Below are 19,121 nucleotides of genomic sequence, written 5' to 3'. Positions count from 1 at the left end.
GAAGGCGCCGCCACCCAGAGCGGCGCTTGCTTCTCCCGTGTTCGACCCATCGACATGACGCGGACAAACCTACCATCGTCTCCCGTCTCTGTCGATCGTCCCTTCGGGATAGGTCCACGGGCTGCTACACCTGGCTCGCGCCCCTCACGAAGTGGGCATTCCCGGAGCATGACGGTTCGAGCCTCGATCACCAGCACGCGTTCGTCGTGGAGTATGCGGAGAACGGCGATACCGACCTCGGGTTTCACGTGGACGATAGCGAGGTGACGCTCAACGCGTGCCTCGGGCTCTCCTTCGAAGGGGCCGAGGTGTACTTTCGGGGCGCTCGTTGCGACGCGCATCGGGAGGACCCGGCGAACGACGCGGAGGCGTGGCAATGGCAGCCCGCCGCGGGCCGCGCGATCTTGCACGCGGGCGCCCACCGGCACGGCGTCCATCCCTTGCGATCCGGTCGGCGCGTGAATCTCATCGTCTGGGCACGCAGCTCCAGGCACCGCCGCCTCCACCGAGCGCCCCACGAAGGCCCCACGACGTGGTGCCCGCGGTGCGAGGCAGCCTGAGACATTGACAGGCCAAGCGGGCGCGGCTCTACTCGCGACGTGCTCGTACGTACATGTCTCCTGGTCTTTCTGCCGGTGTTGATCGGCGGATGCTCGGGCCCGCCGCCTTCCTTCAAGGAGGCGGAGAACCTCGAAGCCCAAGCCAACTTCGAAGAGGCCGCGCAGAAGTTCGAGATCGTCTGCGCCGAGGGGCCGGCGAGCCCGGAATGCCAGCAGAGCGGCCCCCGGGCCGCGGGCGCGCTCGTGACGGCCGCGACGAAGGCCGTCGAGAAAAACGAATTCGGCAAGGCTGAGCGCTTGCTCCTCCGCGCCCTCGCCTCCGCGGACGAACCCACGGCCAAGGACATCGAGGCGCGCCTCGGCAAGGAGGACCTGACCGAAGGCGTTCGCTTCGAGCAGGCCGCCGCCGATACGGACAAGGCGCGCGCGTTCGATACGATGAAGGCGCTCGCCGACGGGACCACGCCCGCGGCAGCGCTGGCGAAGGCTTGGATCGAGAAGGAGCGGCCGGGGCTGCTCGTAGCGCAGGCGAAGGCCGCGTGTGGCCCGGAGCATCAGGGCTCCTGCATCGATACGTTCGAGAAGCTTTCGGCGCTGCCCGAGAAGCCGCCTGGATTCGACGAGGCCAAGGCCGCCCACGACGCCGAGCAAAAGCGCACGGAGAAGGCGCGCGCCGAGCTCGACAGGTTCATCGGCGTCTTCATGCAGCGAGGCAAGAAGGACCTGGCCTTCACGTTCTGCATGGCCGAGAAGACCGCCGAGATCGAGGCCGAATTCCAGCGCATTCGCGCCTGCGAGGAAGACATCTACGACGACGGGAAATCTGCCTACGAGCGGTTCGACGCGCGGCAGACGGAGGACTCGCTCTTCCGCAGGCGCGTCGCGGCGCTCGGCGATCCGGGCGTCATTGCGACGTACGAGGCGCGCCGCTCCGGGGCCGTCGCGACGGGCGAGGATCCGCTGAAAGCCCTGAAAGGTGCGAAATGAGCCGACCCATTGCCCAGGCCATCGTGGTGCTCGCCCTCGCGCTCGCGGGCTGCGATGCCGCCAAGGAGCCGATGTCGAAAGCGCGAGAGGCCGAGGCGGCTGGCAAGGTCGCCGAGGCCAAGGCGCTGTATGCCGAGGTCTGCAAGGCCGCCGAGAGCTCGCCGTTTTGCCCCGTGGCCAAGCAACGAATCGAGGCCCTCACGGTCCGGGAGGCGACCACGCTCGTCGCCGAGGGGCAATACGGCAAAGCCAAGGAGCTGTCGGCGACGGTCATGGATGCGCCGGCGAAACGCGCGTTCGAGGCGCTCGCAAAGACGCGGGCGATGAGCAGCGCGGCGGCGTTCGAGGAGGCCAACGCCTCGGCGGACAAGGCCGCGGCGCGGGCCAAGATGGAGGAGCTCGCCGGGCAAAGCTCGCCGGTCGCGGACAAAGCGAAGGAGTGGCTCACGAAAAATGGCCCGGCCCTCCTCCTCGACGAGGTGAAGGCCGCCTGCAAGCCGGACGGCACCGGCTCCTGCGTCGACCTCGGCAAAAAAATCGCCAAGCTCTTCCCCACGAGCCCCGAAGCCGCCGAGGCGAAAGCGCTTGTCGATGCCGACTACAAGCGCCTCCATCCGCTCCTCAAACAGGCGGAGGCGCTGCTCGTGCAACGGCTCGAGATTTCCAACTGGAAGAGCAAATACGACCTCTGCCTGAAGCAGGCCGAGCCCTCCCCGGGCGGCTACGAGATGCAGGTGTGCAAGACGGAGGTGGGCATTCCCGAGGACCGAGGGGATCCCTTCAGCACGAGCTTCCTCGAAGGGGCGTGGAAGAAGAAGCTCACGGAGATCCACGACCCGGGCTGGGTGAAATCCCTCGAAGACCGGTGGGGGAAGATCGAAAGCAGCGGGATCTACGATCCGGCGAGCTTGCCTAAGCCGGGCGAGTCGAAGTAGCCGTCGTCCTCCGCACATTTCGGCGATCGCACGCCCCCCACATTTTCTGTGATCAACGTGCCCCGGACTGGGCATGGTAGAGACGTGGCCCCCGATCTCGCCCATGTCCTCCCTGCGTTCGCCGCGCCTTGCGTGGCCGCCGGGCTCCGTTCGTCGAAACGGAGGGTGAACACGTGACCCTCGTCTCCGACCTGGACACCCTCTTCTCGGGCGCCGAGATCTGCGAGGCGGAGGAGCCTCGCACGGTCGAGGAGGGGTGGGCCAAGGGCGGCGAGGGCGGCGCGGAGAAGGCGCGGCTCCGGGGGATGATCGACGCGCATTTCGACGCCGTGTACGTGGCTCTCCGGCGGCTCGGAGTGCCGGCGGCGGAGCTCGATGATTGCGCCCAGCAGGTGTTCGTCGTGGCGTCGGGGAAACTCGCGGCCATTCAGCCGGGGCGTGAGAAGGCGTTTTTGATGGGCACGGCCGTGCACGTCGCCTCCCACGCCAAGCGCGCGCAACGCCGGCGGCGCGAGGTCCCCGAGGCGGACGAGGTGGCGGACGCGCGGGCGGATGCAGGGCCTCGGCCGGACGAGATCGTAGAGCAGCGACGCCTGCGGGCCCTGCTCGACGAGGTGCTCGCGGCGATGCCGGAGGATCTCCGGACGGTGCTCGTGCTCTTCGAGCTGGAAGAGCTCACGATGCAGGAGATCAGCGGGGCGCTCGATTTGCCGATGGGAACGGTGGCGTCGCGGCTCCGGCGCGCGCGGGAGCTCTTTGCGAGGATTTCAGCGCGGGTCGTGGGGACCCAAGGAAGGGGGCGGCCGTGAGCGAGATGCGCAGGCTGCTCGACGAGAAGGGGGACGACGCGGCGACGGCGCTCCTGCGCTCGGCGCGAGCCGATCGGGCGCCGGCGGCATCCAAGGCGCGGGCCCTCGCGGCGCTCGGAATCGAGCCGGCGCGCGTGGCGAAGGCGCACGAGATTCCGGCGCGGGAAAACAACGGGCCTCGCCTGGCGACCCCGATGCAGCCCGAAAGGCCCGAACCTCGGCCGGTACGGGCTGCGATGGCCGGCGCGAAACGATCGGCGCAGGCGACGCCGCACATATTGTTCCAGAGCGTCCTCGGGCCGACCGGGAAGCCGGTCGGTTTTTTCCAAAAAGGGCGGCTCGGCGCTGGGCTCGTGGCGGCGGCGCAGGTGATGCTCGTCGGAATCACGCTCCTTTCGCAGCCCATGCATCGGCCCGAGGCCTCGGAGGGGCCCGCGGACGAGCCGCAGCAATACCCCGAGCTCCAGCTCGGCGCAGGAATCCCCGCGCCCGCGCCTCGCGCGGAGGCGAAGGGCCACGACGCGGAGCCCCATCGTGTCGCGGCGCCCGCGAATGCTTCGCGTGGCGTGCCGAATGCGATCACGCCGCCGCCGAAGGTGGCCGTGGCGGACGAACCTCCCTCGTCCGAGGAACCCCGCGCGCCCGAGGCCGTGCCTCCGCAGATCGCCAGGGTGGAGAACGCAGGCTCGCCCGAGGTGCTCCCGGCCAAACCCGAGGCGACGAGCGCCGCCGTGCGCCCGTTCGAGCAAGGGACCATGTCCCAGCCGAAGCGAATCGGCGGTCGGGATCCCGTGTACACGCGCGAGGCGCTCCAGGCCCGCGTGGAGGGCACGGCCCTCTTGCAATGCGAGATCACGGCGACAGGCGCGACGAGGGATTGTCGGCTCCTGAAATCCTTGCCGCACATGGACGCCGAGCTGCTCGCGGCCGCGCGTACGTGGCGATTCTCGCCGGCGACGCAGGGCGGAGAGCCCATCGCCGTGCGGTACGTCTCGAAGGTCAATCTCGTTCTGCCGAAGTGAATCGGTCTTGAAATAGGTTTCTCCGGGACGCACCCCGCTCGTCCTGGAAAGGAGGCATTCGTGTTCGAATCGGCCATGGGCCGGTACGAGGGCGCTCGTCCGCACCTCGGCACCGGAGCTCTTCTCTCCATTGGCGTGCACGCGCTCGCGGCGGTCATCGTCTTCGCGATTCCCGGCAAAAAAGCCTCCTCGAACGAGGACGAGCCGGTCGTCGTGTTTCAGGTCCCGCCCAAACCGGCGGCCTTGCTGGGATCCCCGGGCCCCGCGGCGCCGAAGCCCCCACAGGCCGCGCCGCCGAAAACGCCTCGGCCCAAGCGCCCGCAGGTCCCAATCCTGACGAACGAGCCACCCAAGGTCGAGCCGACCGAACCCGAACCAACGGACGAGCCGCCTGCCGCCGCGGTCGGGGACGGTGCGACGGCGCCGGACGGCACGGGCAATGGCGGCGATCCGAATGGCAAACCCGACGGCGTGATCGGCGGGGATCCGACCGGCACGGGGACCGCGTCGCCTCCGCCGGAGCCGCCGCCGACGAACACCACGTTGAGCTGGACCTCCGAGATGGGCCGCCCGGTCCTCCTCGCCGGCCCCGCGCAGCCGCCTTATCCGAGCGACGCGGCGCGACAGCGGATCGAAGGGACCGTCATCGCGCAATGCGTCATTACGACGGAGGGCAGGCTTCGGGATTGCCGCATCCTCAAAGGACACCCGTTCCTCGACCCGGCGGTGAACACGACGCTCGCGCAGCAGCGCTACAGCCCGATGATGTACGGCGGCCGGCCCGTCAGCGTGCGTTACATCCTCACGTTCAAATTCAAGCTCCAGTGACGCGGCGTGGATCGAGGAGACCGATGCACCGACGATCCACCCTGGATCCCGTTTGACTCAATCCAGATCACCATCATGCCCAGCCGTTGCAGCCACAATGGCTTGTTCCAGGCGCAACGCGTCATTCGATCCTCTGGCATGGACGGTGCCATTCGGATAGGATGGAGGGCCTGAACATGCGCTGGAACATTGGCTTGGGGGTTCGGTTCGGTCGGGCGGCGGCGTTTGGCGCGGCGATGTTCGCGTCGGCCTTCATCGGCGGGTGTGGCGGCGAGTCGCCGAACCAGCTCGCGGCGGCGGAGGAGACCTCGACGTCGGCGGCCAATGGGTACACCGACACGTACACGCAAACGAAATTCCCCATCGTCCTTTGCCACGGCATGGCGGGCTTCGACGAGCTGTTCGGCGTGGTCGACTATTTCCACGGCATCGAGTCGTCGCTCGCGTCGGGCGGCGCGCGTGTCTTCGTGACGCAGGTCCCCGCGTTCTCGTCCACCGAGGCGCGCGGCGAGGAGCTCCTCCAGCAGGTCGAGGAGATCGTCGCGGTCACGGGCGCCAAGAAGGTGAACCTCATCGGCCATAGCCACGGCGGCCTCGACATCCGGTACGTCGCCACGATGCGGCCCGACCTCGTCGCGAGCGTGACGAGCGTGGGCTCGCCGCACCACGGCGCCGACCTCGCCGATTTCCTCCGCGACAACATGACGGAGGGCGGCTTCTCCGAGGCCGTGCTCTCGCTCTTCGCGAACTCGCTCGGGACGATCCTCGGCCTGCTCTCCGGCCAGACGAGCCCGCAGAACTCCATCGCCGCGCTGGAGTCGCTCTCGTCCGAAGGCTCCGCGGCGTACAACGCGACCTACGGCGCGGGCTTGCCGGCGGCGTGGTGTGGCGAGGGCGCGCATGTGGTGAACGGGATCCGGTATTTCTCGTGGTCCGGCACCTCGAAGGTGACGAACGTGCTCGACGTCTCCGATTACCCGATGGGCCTCACGGGCATCCTCTACGACGACGCGAACGACGGGCTCGTCGGCCGCTGCAGCTCGCACCTCGGCGACGTCATCCGCGACGATTACAAGATGAACCACCTCGACGAGGTGAACCAGCTCTTCGGCATCACGGCGCCCTTCCAGACGAGCCCGAAGTCGGTCTTCCGCGCCCACGCGAACCGCCTGAAGACCCTCGGCCTCTGACGTCCTTCCGAGCGAAGATGCGCGTGAACCGCCGCCGCATCGCCACGGGGTTCGCCCTCGTCACGCTCTTCGCCGCCGCCGGCATCGGCGCGTGGAGACGAGGCGGGGACGAACCCGCGCGCGCGGGCGACACGACGGCCGAGGCGCGCGGCGGCCCGAGAAGCGCAACGCGAAAAATCTCGACGCCGCCCGTCCGACGCACCGAGACGAACGTCGACACCCGCGAGAAGAGCCCCTTCAAGGAAAAAGCACGCTCGCTGCGCGGCACGGACGAGGACGGGGCCTTGCGCGTCGGGCCCGACGGATCGCTCCTCCTCGGTCCGGAGATCCTGCGCCTCTTCGATTACTACTTCACCACCGAGGGCGAGGAGAGCGACGAGACGATCCGCGCCCGGATCCTGGCGGCCATTCGCGAGCGGGCCTCTGGCCCGGCCGCGCTCCAGGCCGCGGCGCTGCTCGATCAGTATCTTGCGTATCGAAAAGACAAGGACGGCCTCGCGCTGCCGAAGGACGAGGAGGCCGATCCGACGGCGCGGCTCGAAGCGCTGAAGAAGCTCCGGCGCAAGCATTTCGGCGAGGAGACCGCGGACGCGCTCTTCGGCGACGAGGAGCGCGAAGGCGAGGTAGCCGCCGAGGCGAGCCGCATTCGTCAGGACGAAACGCTGACGGCCGACGAGCAGGAGCAAAAGGTCGCCGAGCTCGAAGCGAGCTTGCCCCAAGGAGCGCGCGAGGCGCGCGAAGCCGCGACGTTGCCGCTCCGCGCGCGCGCCGAGGCGGACGCGATGCGCGCGGAAGGGGCGACGGACGAGGACGTGTACACGAAGCGCGTCGAGACCCTCGGCGTGGAGGCGGCCGACAGGCTGGCCGAGCTCGACGCGCAACGCGCAGCGTGGAAAGCGCGGATCGAGGCGTTCCGGAAGGAGCGCGACGCGCTCGCCGCGAAGACGCAGGACGAAGCTGCGTTCAAGGCCGCCGAGCAAGCGCTGCTCGATCGATCGTTCACGCCGTTCGAACAGCGCCGGGTGCGGGCGACGCTGGCCATGTCGAGCAAGTAAACGAAGCCGCACCTTGCGCGTCGCGTCCCGCGCTGGTAGGCGAGCCGCGATGCAAGGGCGTGTGCTCATCGTGGCCGGCTCGGACTCGGGCGGCGGGGCCGGTATCCAGGCGGATCTGAAGGCCGTGACGGCGCTCGGCGCGTTCGGGGCGACCGCGATCACGGCGCTGACTGCGCAGAACACGCGCGGCGTCTTCGGGGTGTTTCCGGTCCCGCCCGCGTTCCTCGCGCAGCAGATGAGCCTCGTGCTCGAGGACATCGGCGCGGACGCGCTCAAGACCGGCATGCTCCATTCGGCCGAGGTGATCGACGTCGTCGCCGACGTGCACGCGCGCCTCGCGAAGGACGTCCCGCTCGTCGTCGATCCCGTGATGGTGGCCAAGGGCGGCGCGCCGCTCCTGCTCCCGGAGGCGCGGGAAGCGCTCATCGGCCGGCTTTTGCCGCGCGCGGCGCTGATCACGCCGAACGTGCCGGAGGCCGAGGTCCTTGCAGGGCAAACGATCGACTCCGTCTCCGCGATGCGACGCGTGGCCGCGGCGCTGCTCGCGCTCGGGCCGAAGGCGGTGCTCTTGAAGGGCGGGCACCTCGAAGGGCCGAAGGTCACGGACGTGCTCGTCACGGCCGCGGGCGAACAGCTCTTCGAGGACGATCGCATCGAGACCACCTCGACGCACGGGACGGGATGCACGCTCGCCTCGGCGATCGCCGCGGGGATCGCGCAGGGGCTCGGGATGGAAGCGGCCATCACGCGGGCGCGGCGGTACCTCCGGCTCGCGATCCAGAAGGCGCCGGGCCTCGGGCACGGGCACGGGCCCTTGAATCACGCGGTGACGGTCGCGCCCTTCGACTGATTATTCGGGGATCGGTGGCTCCGAGAAGCAGCCGATGGTCGTGTCGATCCGGAAGTTCGATTCGCTCGTGTGCCGCTCGGCGAAGAAGAAATCGAGCGGGTAGGTCTTGCCCTTCTCGATGCCGAGCTCGGCCGCGCGCTCGTCGAGGTTCACCGTCGAGGTCTGCGCGCCGTGCACGCCGCCGAGGTCGATCACCTTCTTCCCGTTGATGAACGTGAAGAGGTCGTCGTCGCCCGTGAACGTGAAGATCTCACCGCCCTCGTAAATGAACTGCGTCCGCAGCTCGAGGGTGAAATGGTAGTTGTGGGTCTGGAACTCGTCGCCGAAGCCCTGGCCGTCAATGGGGAAAAACGCCGAGTTGGAGTACGTATACACCCCTTCCCCCGCGGCCATGAGCGGGATCTCGACCGGGATCGCGATGTTCACGCCCTCGACGTCGTTGAACCACTGATCGAAATTGGCTTTGCCCGTAGTCGTGGGCGTCGTCGGGTTGCCCGCATAGACGGGTTTTCCGTCCGCGCCCAGCTCGTTCGTGACGATGCCCTTGTCGTCGCCGATGAAATCCTCGAAATCCGGGTGCGCGATCTGGAAATCGCGCACGGTCGCCTTGAGGATGGGATTGCAGTTCGGATCGCCGCCGCCCGCGCCTCCGCCCGCGCCGCCGACGCCCGAAGGAAAGAGCTCGCCGCCCTCCCCGCCCTGGCCGCCCATGCCGCCCGGGCCCATGCCGCCTTGCCCCGAACCGCCGGCGCCGCTGCCGCCGGCGCCCGAACCGCCCGTGGCGCCCGTGCCGCTGTCCCCGCACGCGGTCGCCGCGCCGAGGAGGCCCATCATCCCAAGGACGAGCGCGAAGCGCCCCATCCGGCCCGCGTGTCGTGTCTTCATCATGGGGGGGATGGTATCCGCGCTTCGCGGGCCCTGTCACGCTGGAGCAAACGCGGAGGCCGTGCTCCGCCCGAACTCAGCCCGCCGAAACGAGCCCCACCGGGCAGCTCACGCCGGTGCCGCCGATGCCGCAATACCCGTCGGGGTTCTTCGCGAGGTACTGCTGGTGATAGTCCTCGGCGTAATAGAACGTCGGCGCTTCGAGGATCTCGGTCGTGATGTCGCCGTGCCCCGCGCCTTGGAGCGCCTTCTGGTAGGCGACGCGCGAGCGCTCGGCGGCCATCTTTTGCAGGAGGCCGAAGCAATAAATGCCCGAGCGATACTGCGTGCCGACGTCGTTGCCCTGACGCATGCCCTGCGTCGGATCGTGGTTCTCCCAGAAGACCGCGAGCAGCGCCTCGTACGAGACCTTCGCGGGCTCGAAGACCACGAGCACGACCTCGTTGTGACCGGTGCCGCCGGTGCAGACCTCTTCGTACGTGGGGTTTGGCGTGAGCCCCGCGGCGTATCCGACGGCCGTGGCGTACACGCCCTTCGTTTGCCAGAACTTGCGCTCCGCGCCCCAGAAACAACCGAGCCCGAACATCGCCTGCTCGGTGCCCTCGGGGAACGGGGGCACGATCCGCGCGCCGCTCACGAAGTGCCGCTCGGGCACGCGCATCGGCGTGCTCCGCCCGGGGAGGGCCTGCTCCTTCGTGGGCATCTGCAGCTTGCGAGGGTCGACCTTGAAGAACATGGGCGTATCTTGGTGCGGAAGGCTCCGCACGGCAAGATACGCCCATCGGAAGCGTGCCGCTCAGCTCGGGTCGACCACGCGACCCACGAAGAGCACGGACTTCGTCGCGATGTCGCGGATGAAGAACAGGAACGGCTTGTCGAACGTGATCGCCGCCGGCTCGGGCGCGCTCGTCTCGCCCACGATGACCGCGGTCGCCGCCGCGGCCTCGGTCCCCGCCTCGTTCACCCCGACGAACGCCTGGTGAATCACGTCCGAGATGTAGAGCCCGCCCTTCCCATTGATACCCGAGAGATCGGCCTCGCCCGTGAACGCGACGCCCATGCCGAGGATCTTCAGTTGCTCGACCAGGCTGAACTTCGACTCGAACTTGAATCGCGGCATCCGCGTGTCGACCGAGTGCTCGGAGAGAGCACCAATGACCTCGCTCAGGCGGGCCGCGTCGAAGCTGCTCTCGAACGCGTCGAGATCGTTCGGCAGCACGAGCACCATCGAAAGCTCGTTGCCGTCGTAAGGCAGCTCCACGGCCGCGTAATCCGCGCCCTGCGCGTAAGGCGCCTCGACGTAACCCTGCATCATGGGCACGGAGACCGAGCCGCCCTCGCCCGTCGTGAACGAGGCGTTCTGCGTGTTCTCCTCCTCGAACGGCGTCCGCCACGCCGCATTGAAGTACACGGCGTTCGTCAGCACGAGCCGCGTGCTCGCGTCGATCGATCCCTCCGGGAGGATGTCCTTGATCTTGCCCTCGGTCTTCTTCTCGACCCAGCCGTTGATCAGCGAGCGGGCCTCCTCCGTCCCCTCGATGTAATCGACGACGTTCATGCCGGCGCCGTAATTGAGGCCGAGCACATCGAGAAACGCCGTCTCGAAGGGAAACCCGACCTGGCCCCAGACCGCGTTCGCGATGTTGAGCCGGAAGCCCTGGCCGTCCGAGCCCTGCGCGCCCTTGCCGCGGCTCGCAAACGCGAGATCGAGCGCGTTGAACGCCGGATGGAGCTCTGCCTGCGGCAAGGTGAAGTGCAGCGCCTTCGCCATGTCCGTCTCGGTTTGCCCGCGCGCGCCGGCGAAGGTCATCGCGAGCGCGCTCGAGATCGAGTGCGGGGAATAGAAGAGGTTTCCGGGCTCGCCGCGGAGGTTCTTGTACAGATCGAGCGCGAACGCCGTGTTGCCATCGACGAGCGCGGTGAGGTGGTCGCTCGGGACATTCGGGCTCGTGATCCGCTGCGCGCCGGAGGTCACGACACAGCCGGGTGTGTTCGCGTCGTGGCAATCACCGGTATCCACGGCCCCGGGGGGCTCGGGCGGCGCAGACGAGCTGCAAGCGGGGGCGGAGAGAGAGAGAAGCAGGGAAACAAGGGGGATCGTTCGCATGCTAGGACGTCAAAGCAATCGGCATGCCGCAGCCTGTTCTCCGCGATTCCATGGCGCTCGCGACGAGAGCGCGGCAGGGATGTCGGAGAACGGCTCAGGGTGGCACGCATCCACGCCGAGGCCCGGATCCAAGGCCTGCATCGAGGGCCGAGGTGATGCGCGGCCGGGCGCTCGCCGCCGCGCGGATCAGGGCGCAGAACAGAAATGATCGGCCCTGAAAAACATACAGCCCCGGGGCTCCCCATGAGCCGCGGGGCCGGATCGCCGAGCGGGAACAATCGCGATCGATGTCATGGAAGCCCGCTCCGCCCGTCTCGTCAACTCGATTTCACCCAATGCAATTCTTTTGGCCCGAGGCTCACCGTCGCGTTATCGCCCCGGGCGGAGCACGCCCAGACGGCTTGAACCTTCGCGCAGCGCGGCATGCATTCGTGTGCGTGTCATGAATCGCGGGCGCCGCGTCGGCGCGCCGCCACGGGGGGTCATTCCGGGGCGCGAGGCCCCACCGGACGAAGCACGATACGAGGGTCGCGCCGGAAGGCCCGACCCTGGTAAGGTGGGGGCTCCCATGAAAAAGGCCGAAATCGATGCTCTCGTGCACGCTCATCGGGGAAGCGCCCGCGCCGTGGCCTTCTTGCACGTCCTCCGGCAGCCGGCGCTCGCGCCGGACGATCACACCTTCCTCGCCGAGCACGCGCACGAGCTCACCTCCGCAGATCTCCTGCGCTGGCGCGCGCGCACCTCGTCCGCGGATCGTACGCCCATCCTCGCCGCGCTCGCGAAGCTCGGTACGGACAAACCCGCCGAGTTCGAGCACGAGGTGCTGAACGCCCCCGGGCTCTCCTTCGAGGATCAGGAATGGGAGGCGCTCGCCGACCTCGTCCGCGGAAAGGTCCCGCCCGCGCTCCAGGCGCGTATCGAGCGGAAGGAAACAAGGGCGCCCGCGCCCGTCGTGGTCTTCACGCCCGCGGACGAACCCGTCGATCTCGCCGCGATGTTCGACCTCGACGAAGGCAGCGCGCCCGACGCGTCGGCCTCGAAAGAAGGGGACGGCGCGCTCTTCGGCGGCGGCGCGCTCGGCGACGACCTCGATCTCGGCTTCGGCGACGACGACGGCGATCCGCTCTTCGCCGATCCGTTCGCGGGCCTCACCGTTGACGATGCGTTCGAAAAGGTGAAGACCGGGACGAACGGCGACGAGCGCGCGATGCTGCTCGATTGGCTCGCCGCGCAAGGCGTCGATGCCGCGCAGCTCATGAGCGTCGCGCTCGCCTCGCTGCATCAGGGGCCCGTGGCCTCGCCCGTGGTCGCCTGGATCGGAAAGCGGCTCGTGTCGAAAGCGGACTGGGAGACGAACGGAGCCGCGCTCTTTCTGGCGCTCGTCCAGCGGCGCGCTTTCGCGGAGCTCCAGGAGTTCGTTGCGCAAGCCGCCGGCGCCTCGCCGGAGCTCACCGAAGCGCGGCTCGCCGCGTTCGGCCACGTGCTCCTCGAGGTCACGCAGAGCGCGATCAAAGAAAAGGACGAAGCTCGCGCGGCCGCGACGCTCGCTGCGCTCTCGGCGCTCGATGCGACGGACGAGACGCGGAAGAAGCTCGGCGCGTTGAAACAAGCGCTCCAGGAGGCCCAGGCCTCGGCGGTTCTCGTGACGCTCCTCGATCTCGTCGAGCAGCGCGCCCGCACGCACGGGAACAATCCCACGGAAGGGATGATCGCCGCCGTGCACGCCCTCTCGGACGCGCTCAGCTCGTAGCTCCGCTCAACGCTTCTTCGTCGACTTCGGCTTCGGCCCGTCCGCAGCTTTGCCCGTCGTGGCGTCGTTCTTCGGCGCCTTCTCCGGCGAACGGATCCGCACGGGCACGACGACCCAGTCGTTCGGCTTCAACATCTCCTTCGAGATCCATCCCACGGGCGCGCTCTTCGCGGTCGTCTCGACGAACGCGTACTCGCGGCCCTGGTAGCGAATCTTCTCGCCCTGCGCCGGCACCGCGACGCCGAGCATCGCGTGCCGGTGGGCATTCGAGTTCAGGAGCACGCTGTCCACGCCGATGGAGTCGAGCAGCATGTGCAAGAGCAGCGCCTTCGAATCGCAGTCGCCTTTTTTCCCCGAGACCACGAGCGCCGGCGGCAGCAGGCCGAAGGGGCGATCCTTGGGGATCTCGTAAGGGATCGCCTGGACGAACGAGGTCATGAGCTCGACCGCGTCGAGCGTGCCGAGCTTCGCCTCCTGGATGCGCGCCTTGAAGCGCGCGGCGAGCGGATCGACGTCGGGTTTGCTGCGCTCCGCGAGCGACTCGAAGATGCACTGCATGCTCGCGTCGCAGCCGGGCGGCGGCACCCACTTGAACGCGCCGTCGCCCGCGTCCTGGTATTTGAGGCGCTGCGCGAGCTCGTGGTGCGCGGCGTCGACGTCGCGTTGCTCGTCCGCGGCGAGCGCGTAGCCGGCGCGATAGACGGGTGGTTCGAGGCGACGATCCCGCCACGCATACTTCGTCGCGCCGGACGCCGGCGTCGCTTCGGGATACACCGCGACGCCGAGATCGACGCCCGGCGTCGTCGCGGACGGCTCCTCCTCGCCGCTCGGCGTGAGCAGATCGTTGATGTCGAAGGCGCAGCAGCAGCAGCCCGCGACGAACACGCACGAGGTCGCGGTGAGCGCGAGGAGCGTTCGCCCGCTCATGACGGCGCCATCACCTCGTCGCGCGCGAGCTCGGGCAGCGGCAAGAGACCGTCGAGGGCGGTCTCGAGCCCCGGCGCGGCCACGAGCGCGGTCACCACCATCACCGCGCCGAGCACGAGCGCGGGCGCGACGTTGCCCTTCCGGATCTCCGCGAGCTCATCCACGCCCCGCGTGAGGCGCACGAAGACGAACGTGCCCACGGCGATCGCGGCCGCGCCCACGGCGAGCGAGAACGCGACGTGCGCGAGGCCGTAAAAGACGAACCTGCCGAGCATCACCGGCGCGAGCTTCTGGCCGCGGTACATGAGGTCCATCGCGGCGAACGTCGCCGACACCGCGTGCTGCGCGAGGAGCCCGAGCGAGAGCAGACCCGCGGCCGAGATCACGGCGACGCCCGTGTTGCCCTTCCCGAGCTCCGCGTCGATCTCGCCGAGGCGCAGGGCCCGCCCGAGCACACGCGAGCCGAGCCATACGCCGAGGGCGCCGACGACGATGCCAAAGAGGATCTTGCCGATCCCGATCAGGAAGAGCGCGACGTTCACGGCGCGAGCGTAGCGGAATCGTGCGGCCCTCGAAACCGGCGAACGAGCACGGGACCCGAAGGCCCGGTACCACGGAAAGCGATGGAGTTTCGATCCGTTCGCCCTCCGAGGGCTCGCTCTGCCGCGTCGCCCGGCTCACGGACGAGGGTTCACGCCGAACTCGTCCGGATGTCGCGCGCCAAGCGTTGCGCGACCCGAGCGACGATCGTACGTAGCAAGGACAAAGACGTCCCCTGGGGAGACGCGCGCCCACGAGAGCACCGACCATGCCCGAATCTCACGAAAATCCGCTGCTCGGCCTCGGCTACGAAATTCCTTTCGATCGCATCCGCGGCGAGCATGTGCAGCCCGCCGTGAAAGAGCTGCTCGCCGAGGCGAAGGCGCGGCTCGACGCCCTCGCGGCGGCCGCGGGGCCCCGCACGTTCGAGAACACCATCACCGCGCTCGAACGGGTGACGGAGCAGCTCGATTTCGTGATGGGCGTCGTCGGTCACCTCGAGTCCGTCGCCACGACGCCCGAGCTCCGCGCCGCCTACTCCGCGGTGCAGCCCGAGGTCAGCGAGTTCTTCAGCGGCATCGCGCTCTCCGAGCCCGTATGGAACGCGCTCAAGGCGTACGCCGCGACGGACGAGGCCAAGGCGCTCACGGGGACCCGCAAGCGGCTCCTCGAAAAGACGATCGCCGATTTCAAGCGCAGCGGCGCCGACCTCGATCCGGAGGGAAAGAAGCGCCTCGCGGAGATCGACGTCGAGCTCGCGCAGATCACGCTCCGTTACGGGCAGAACGTGCTCGACGCGACGAACGCGTTCGAGCTCGTGATCGGCGAGCGCGACGGGCTCGCGGGCCTGCCCGAGGGCGCGGTGCTCGCGGCGAAGGCGAGCGCGGAGGCGAAGGGCCTCTCCGGGTATCGCTTCACGATGCAGGCGCCGAGCTACCTGCCCGTGATGACGTACCTCGACGATCGCTCGATCCGCGAGCGCATGTACAAGGCGTACGCCACGCGCGCGACCGAGGGGCCCTGGGACAACCGCCCGCTCTTGCAGCGGATCCTCGTGCTCCGGCGCGAGAAGGCGCGCCTGCTCGGCTTCGAGAGCTTCGCCGACCTCGTGCTCGAAGATCGCATGGCCAAGTCGGGGCACGCCGCGCGCACGTTCGTGCAGACGCTCCGCGACAAGACGCAGACGCACTTCGATCGGGAGAACGCCGAGCTCCAGGCGTACCGCAAGGAGATCGAGGGCCCGGACGCGCCCGCGATCGAGCCGTGGGACGTCGCGTATTACGCCGAGAAGCTCCGCCACGCGCGTTACGATTTCGACGAGGAGTCGCTCCGCCCTTATTTCTCCGCGGAGAAGGCGCTCGATGGAGTCTTCGCGATCGCCTCGGCGCTCTACGGCGTGCGCATCGAGCCTTCACCCGAGACGAAGGCCTGGCACGAGACCGTCTCGACGTACCGCATCGTGGAGCCGAACGGGCACGCGAGCGCGGTGTTTTACGTCGACCTCTGGCCACGCGAGTCGAAGCGCGACGGCGCCTGGATGCAGGGGCTCGTGACGGGCGTGGGGTCGCCCAAGGTCGCCGCGTCGCACCTCGAAGTGCTCGCGGGCAACCTCACGCCGCCCATCGGCGACCGCCCCGCGCTGCTCAACCACCGCGAGGTCGAGACGCTCTTCCACGAGTTCGGCCACCTCATGCACCACGCGTCGAGCTGCGTGGAGGTGCGCACGCTCGCCGGCACGAACGTGGCGTGGGACTTCGTCGAGCTGCCCTCGCAGATCATGGAGAACTGGTGCTGGGAGAAAGAGGCGCTCGACCTCTTCGCGCGGCACCACGAGACGAACGAGCCGATCCCGGCGCCGCTGCTCGAGCGCATGCGGGCCGCGCGCACGTTCCGCACGGCGAACGCGATGATGCGGCAGCTCGGCTTCGCCGAGGTCGATCTCGCGCTGCACGTGGACTGGGATCCGGCGCGAGACGGCGATCCCACGGCGTATGGCCGCGAGATCCTCTCACGCCACTCGCCCGCCCCGCTGCCCGGCGACCACGCGATGCTCGCCTCGTTCTCGCACCTCTTCTCCAGCCCCGTCGGGTATGCCGCGGGGTATTACTCGTACAAGTGGGCCGAGGTGCTCGACGCCGACGCCTTCTCACGGTTCAAGCGCGAGGGGCTCTTCAGCCGCGAGGTCGGCGAGGCCTTCCGCTCGGAGATCCTTGCGCGAGGTGACAGCGAAGATCCCATGGTCCTCTACCGGCGCTTCATGGGGCGCGAACCAACCCTGGAGGCGCTGCTCGAACGCGACGGCCTCATCGCGTCCGGGACGGCGGTGGCCGTTTGATGAGCGAGCGAAACGTCACGAACAAGCAAGCCGACAAAGTCATCCGCGCGATGACGAACGACGGCGCGTTCCGGGTCATCACGGCGCTGACCACCGAGACCGTGCGCGGCGCGATCGCCTCGCAGAACGCGAAGGGCACGGTGGCGGGACGCTTCGGCGAGCTCGTCACGGGCGCGCTCCTGATCCGCGAGGCGATGAGCCCGAACCTACGTGTCCAGGGCATCTTGAAGGGCGCGAGCGGCAAGGGCAGCATCGTGGCCGACGCGCACCCGGACGGCACGAACCGCGGCCTCGTCGGCTTCAGCGGGACGACGGGCGAGGACATGGCGGGTGGCAAGGGCGCGCTGCTCAAGATGATGCGGACGCTGCCGAACGGCTCGCTCCACCAGGGCATCGTGGAGGTCTCGTTCGAGGCGCAGGATGGCGGGATCTCGGGCGCGCTCATGTCGTACATGCAGCACTCCGAGCAGATCGTCTCCACGATCGCCGTGGCCACGCTGCTCGAAGGGGACGAGGTCGTCGCCGCGGGCGGCTACATCGTCGAGCTCTTGCCGGAGGTCGAGCGCGGGCCGCTCATGATCATGACCCAAAGGCTCGAAGACTTCCCGAAGCTCGACGACTTGCTCCGCAAAGGGGACCTCACGCCGAACGCGCTGATCGAGGATCTCCTCTATGGCATGCCGTACACGCTGCTCGCGGAGTCGGACCTCCGGTATGCGTGCCATTGCAGCGAGCTCCGCGTCCTCTCCAGCCTGGCCACGCTCCCGCGCTCGGACATCGAGGACCTGCTCCGCGACAACAAGCCCCTGGAGATCACCTGCGATTATTGCCGAAAAGAATACGGCATTCAGCCTTCGCAGCTCCAGGCGCTCCTCATGGCGAGCTGAATCCCCCCGCACGTCCCGGCCGCTCCCCTTCCGGCCTGCACGACGCCGCGCATTCGCGTTTCGCCGGCTTGACCCACCTTTCTTCGGATGCCACCTCTCCCGGGCACGGGGGGCAACCAATGGATCTCTCTTCCCACGAGCGCGAGGTCACTCGCGTCGCGACCACCATTCGTGTTCAGGCCGGCCGGGGCGGGCCCGTCCGTATCGACAAGGGCGGCGTCTCCCATTTCGTCCCCGTCCCGGGCGATCCCCGCGAGCACGCCGCGGCGATCGACGCCTCCCGGTTCCGGCGTGTCCTCGCCATCGATCCGGAGCGCCGCATCTGCGTCGCCGAGCCCGGCGTCACGTTCGCCGAGCTCGTCCCGCGCACGCTCGAACATGGCCTCGTGCCTGCCGTCGTCCCCGAGCTCGAAGACATCTCGCTCGGCGGCGCGGTCGCGGGCTGCTCCATCGAATCGAGCTCGTACCGATATGGCGGCTTCCACGACGGCTGCCTCGAATACGAGGTCATCTCCGGCGACGGCGAGATCGTCACCTGCTCGGCCGAGAAGGATCCGCTCCTCTTCGACATGATCCACGGCTCGTACGGCACGCTCGGCGTCCTCTCGCGCATCACGTTCAAGCTCGTCCAGGCGAAGCGCTTCGTCCGGATGCAATACCGCCACTTCGACGGCTTCGACGCCTTCCATGCGGCCATGGCGGAGCGCTGCCGCGTGGGCGATTTCGAGTTCATCGACGGCATCGTGCACGGCCCGCGCTCGTTCGTGCTTTGCCTCGGCGCGTTCGTGGACGAGGCGCCGTTCACGTCGAACTATCGCTGGCTCGACGTCTATTACAAGAGCACCCTCGGGCGCACGGAGGATTATCTCACGACGCCCGACTATTTCTTCCGCTACGACGCCGAATGCCACTGGCTCAGCCGCACCGTTCCGGGGCTCGAAACGCGGCCCGTGCGCTGGCTCGTCGGCCGCCACGTGCTCGGCTCGCGCAACCTCATTCGATGGTCGAAGCGCCTCGATCGCGTGCTCGGCATGAAACAACGGCCCGACGTCGTCTGCGACGTCTTCGTGCCGCAGCGCAACTTCTCCGCGTTTTACGAGTGGTACGCGCGTGATTTCGACTTCTGGCCGCTCTGGGTCGTCCCCTACCGCATGCCGCGCCCCTATCCGTGGATCCGCGAATCCCACGCGAAGCACAGGGACGAGCTCTGGATCGACTGCGCGGTCTATGGCAAGCCCAATGACGACCCGCTCGTCGACGGCTCCGAGGTGCTGGAGCAGAAGACCTACGAGCTCGGCGGCGTGAAGACGCTGATCTCGCGCAATCATTACAGCGAAAATCGCTTCTGGGAGATCTACGATCGCGAGCGTTACGAGGCTGCGAAGCGTCGGCTCGACCCCCATGGCGTCTTCCCGGGCCTCTACGAGAAGTGCCATCGCGTCCGCAAAAGCTGA

General features: G+C 68.4%; 18 protein-coding genes. 13 read left to right on the top strand and 5 right to left on the bottom strand.

All coding sequences use genetic code 11. The features are described from left to right. From E8A74_RS31720 to thiD, 9 genes are all read left to right on the top strand, one after another. Positions 1–560: 2OG-Fe(II) oxygenase family protein (locus E8A74_RS31720; RefSeq protein ID WP_211365488.1), on the top strand; the 560-nt coding region annotated here is incomplete at its 5' end. 39 nt (positions 561–599) lie between these two features. Beyond that, positions 600–1,547, top strand: coding sequence for a hypothetical protein (locus tag E8A74_RS31715; RefSeq protein WP_136932849.1), 948 nt, complete (start codon positions 600–602; stop codon positions 1,545–1,547). Next, entirely contained in the window at positions 1,544–2,482 is a 939-nt protein-coding gene (locus E8A74_RS52935) for a hypothetical protein (protein ID WP_170229525.1), read from the top strand. The genes E8A74_RS31715 and E8A74_RS52935 overlap by 4 nt, the downstream gene beginning before the upstream one ends. Before the next feature lie 173 nt (positions 2,483–2,655). Continuing rightward, on the top strand, positions 2,656–3,291 hold the full coding sequence (locus E8A74_RS31705; RefSeq protein ID WP_136932848.1) for an RNA polymerase sigma factor: 636 nt from the start codon (positions 2,656–2,658) through the stop codon (positions 3,289–3,291). 5 nt (positions 3,292–3,296) lie between these two features. Further along, complete coding sequence (locus E8A74_RS31700; RefSeq protein WP_232379838.1) at positions 3,297–4,313, top strand: energy transducer TonB; 1,017 nt, start codon at positions 3,297–3,299, stop codon at positions 4,311–4,313. A 60-nt stretch (positions 4,314–4,373) separates the two neighbouring features. Then, positions 4,374–5,141, top strand: coding sequence for an energy transducer TonB (locus E8A74_RS31695; protein WP_136932846.1), 768 nt, complete (start codon positions 4,374–4,376; stop codon positions 5,139–5,141). A 236-nt stretch (positions 5,142–5,377) separates the two neighbouring features. Then, a complete protein-coding gene (locus E8A74_RS31690) occupies positions 5,378–6,331 on the top strand; it encodes an esterase/lipase family protein (protein ID WP_136932856.1) in 954 nt (317 codons plus the stop codon). A 23-nt stretch (positions 6,332–6,354) separates the two neighbouring features. Then, positions 6,355–7,386, top strand: coding sequence for a lipase secretion chaperone (locus E8A74_RS31685; RefSeq protein WP_170229524.1), 1,032 nt, complete (start codon positions 6,355–6,357; stop codon positions 7,384–7,386). 49 nt (positions 7,387–7,435) lie between these two features. Beyond that, positions 7,436–8,236 (top strand): bifunctional hydroxymethylpyrimidine kinase/phosphomethylpyrimidine kinase, encoded by an 801-nt coding sequence (gene thiD / locus E8A74_RS31680; protein ID WP_136932844.1) that lies wholly within the window; start codon positions 7,436–7,438, stop codon positions 8,234–8,236. Here the strand turns inward: thiD and E8A74_RS31675 are convergent, their stop codons facing one another. From E8A74_RS31675 to E8A74_RS31665, 3 genes are all read right to left on the bottom strand, one after another. Beyond that, positions 8,237–9,124 carry a fibro-slime domain-containing protein gene (locus E8A74_RS31675; protein ID WP_232379837.1) on the bottom strand — a complete coding sequence of 296 codons (888 nt, stop codon included), beginning with the start codon at positions 9,122–9,124 and terminating at the stop codon, positions 8,237–8,239. Positions 9,125–9,197: 73 nt separating this feature from the next. Then, positions 9,198–9,857, bottom strand: a complete 660-nt coding sequence (gene msrA, locus E8A74_RS31670) for a peptide-methionine (S)-S-oxide reductase MsrA (protein ID WP_136932843.1) — start codon at positions 9,855–9,857, stop codon at positions 9,198–9,200. A 60-nt stretch (positions 9,858–9,917) separates the two neighbouring features. Beyond that, positions 9,918–11,228 (bottom strand): serpin family protein, encoded by a 1,311-nt coding sequence (locus E8A74_RS31665; protein WP_136932842.1) that lies wholly within the window; start codon positions 11,226–11,228, stop codon positions 9,918–9,920. A gap of 568 nt (positions 11,229–11,796) precedes the next feature. Here E8A74_RS31665 and E8A74_RS31660 point away from each other — a divergent pair. After that, positions 11,797–12,978 (top strand): hypothetical protein, encoded by a 1,182-nt coding sequence (locus tag E8A74_RS31660; protein WP_136932841.1) that lies wholly within the window; start codon positions 11,797–11,799, stop codon positions 12,976–12,978. Between the two features lie 6 nt (positions 12,979–12,984). On the opposite strand, the gene E8A74_RS31655 is transcribed toward E8A74_RS31660, so the two are convergent. Continuing rightward, positions 12,985–13,905, bottom strand: a complete 921-nt coding sequence (locus E8A74_RS31655) for a hypothetical protein (RefSeq protein WP_136932840.1) — start codon at positions 13,903–13,905, stop codon at positions 12,985–12,987. Continuing rightward, positions 13,902–14,447, bottom strand: a complete 546-nt coding sequence (locus E8A74_RS31650; protein WP_136932839.1) for a DUF350 domain-containing protein — start codon at positions 14,445–14,447, stop codon at positions 13,902–13,904. The genes E8A74_RS31655 and E8A74_RS31650 overlap by 4 nt, the downstream gene beginning before the upstream one ends. A gap of 266 nt (positions 14,448–14,713) precedes the next feature. On the opposite strand from E8A74_RS31650, the gene E8A74_RS31645 reads away from it, so the two are divergent. From E8A74_RS31645 to E8A74_RS31635, 3 genes are all read left to right on the top strand, one after another. Then, entirely contained in the window at positions 14,714–16,780 is a 2,067-nt protein-coding gene (locus E8A74_RS31645) for a M3 family metallopeptidase (protein WP_136932838.1), read from the top strand. Beyond that, positions 16,780–17,667 carry an Hsp33 family molecular chaperone HslO gene (locus E8A74_RS31640; protein ID WP_136932837.1) on the top strand — a complete coding sequence of 296 codons (888 nt, stop codon included), beginning with the start codon at positions 16,780–16,782 and terminating at the stop codon, positions 17,665–17,667. The genes E8A74_RS31645 and E8A74_RS31640 overlap by 1 nt, the downstream gene beginning before the upstream one ends. A gap of 119 nt (positions 17,668–17,786) precedes the next feature. Continuing rightward, positions 17,787–19,121 (top strand): FAD-binding oxidoreductase, encoded by a 1,335-nt coding sequence (locus E8A74_RS31635; protein ID WP_136932836.1) that lies wholly within the window; start codon positions 17,787–17,789, stop codon positions 19,119–19,121.

This window comes from Polyangium fumosum, from assembly GCF_005144585.1.
Classification (GTDB): Bacteria; Myxococcota_A; Polyangia; order Polyangiales; family Polyangiaceae; genus Polyangium; species Polyangium fumosum.
This window is presented reverse-complemented; position numbering and strand designations above follow the sequence as displayed.

What these genes read in the sequence shown, in the direction of transcription:
- E8A74_RS31645 (WP_136932838.1), top strand. Translation starts at nt 14,714, where the DNA reads ATGCCCGAATCTCACGAAAATCCGCTGCTCGGCCTCGGCTACGAAATT.
- E8A74_RS52935 (WP_170229525.1), top strand. Translation starts at nt 1,544, where the DNA reads ATGAGCCGACCCATTGCCCAGGCCATCGTGGTGCTCGCCCTCGCGCTC.
- E8A74_RS31640 (WP_136932837.1), top strand. Translation starts at nt 16,780, where the DNA reads ATGAGCGAGCGAAACGTCACGAACAAGCAAGCCGACAAAGTCATCCGC.
- msrA (WP_136932843.1), bottom strand. Translation starts at nt 9,857, where the DNA reads ATGTTCTTCAAGGTCGACCCTCGCAAGCTGCAGATGCCCACGAAGGAG.
- E8A74_RS31635 (WP_136932836.1), top strand. Translation starts at nt 17,787, where the DNA reads ATGGATCTCTCTTCCCACGAGCGCGAGGTCACTCGCGTCGCGACCACC.
- E8A74_RS31655 (WP_136932840.1), bottom strand. Translation starts at nt 13,905, where the DNA reads ATGAGCGGGCGAACGCTCCTCGCGCTCACCGCGACCTCGTGCGTGTTC.
- E8A74_RS31660 (WP_136932841.1), top strand. Translation starts at nt 11,797, where the DNA reads ATGAAAAAGGCCGAAATCGATGCTCTCGTGCACGCTCATCGGGGAAGC.
- E8A74_RS31665 (WP_136932842.1), bottom strand. Translation starts at nt 11,228, where the DNA reads ATGCGAACGATCCCCCTTGTTTCCCTGCTTCTCTCTCTCTCCGCCCCC.
- E8A74_RS31675 (WP_232379837.1), bottom strand. Translation starts at nt 9,124, where the DNA reads ATGATGAAGACACGACACGCGGGCCGGATGGGGCGCTTCGCGCTCGTC.
- thiD (WP_136932844.1), top strand. Translation starts at nt 7,436, where the DNA reads ATGCAAGGGCGTGTGCTCATCGTGGCCGGCTCGGACTCGGGCGGCGGG.
- E8A74_RS31690 (WP_136932856.1), top strand. Translation starts at nt 5,378, where the DNA reads ATGTTCGCGTCGGCCTTCATCGGCGGGTGTGGCGGCGAGTCGCCGAAC.
- E8A74_RS31700 (WP_232379838.1), top strand. Translation starts at nt 3,297, where the DNA reads ATGCGCAGGCTGCTCGACGAGAAGGGGGACGACGCGGCGACGGCGCTC.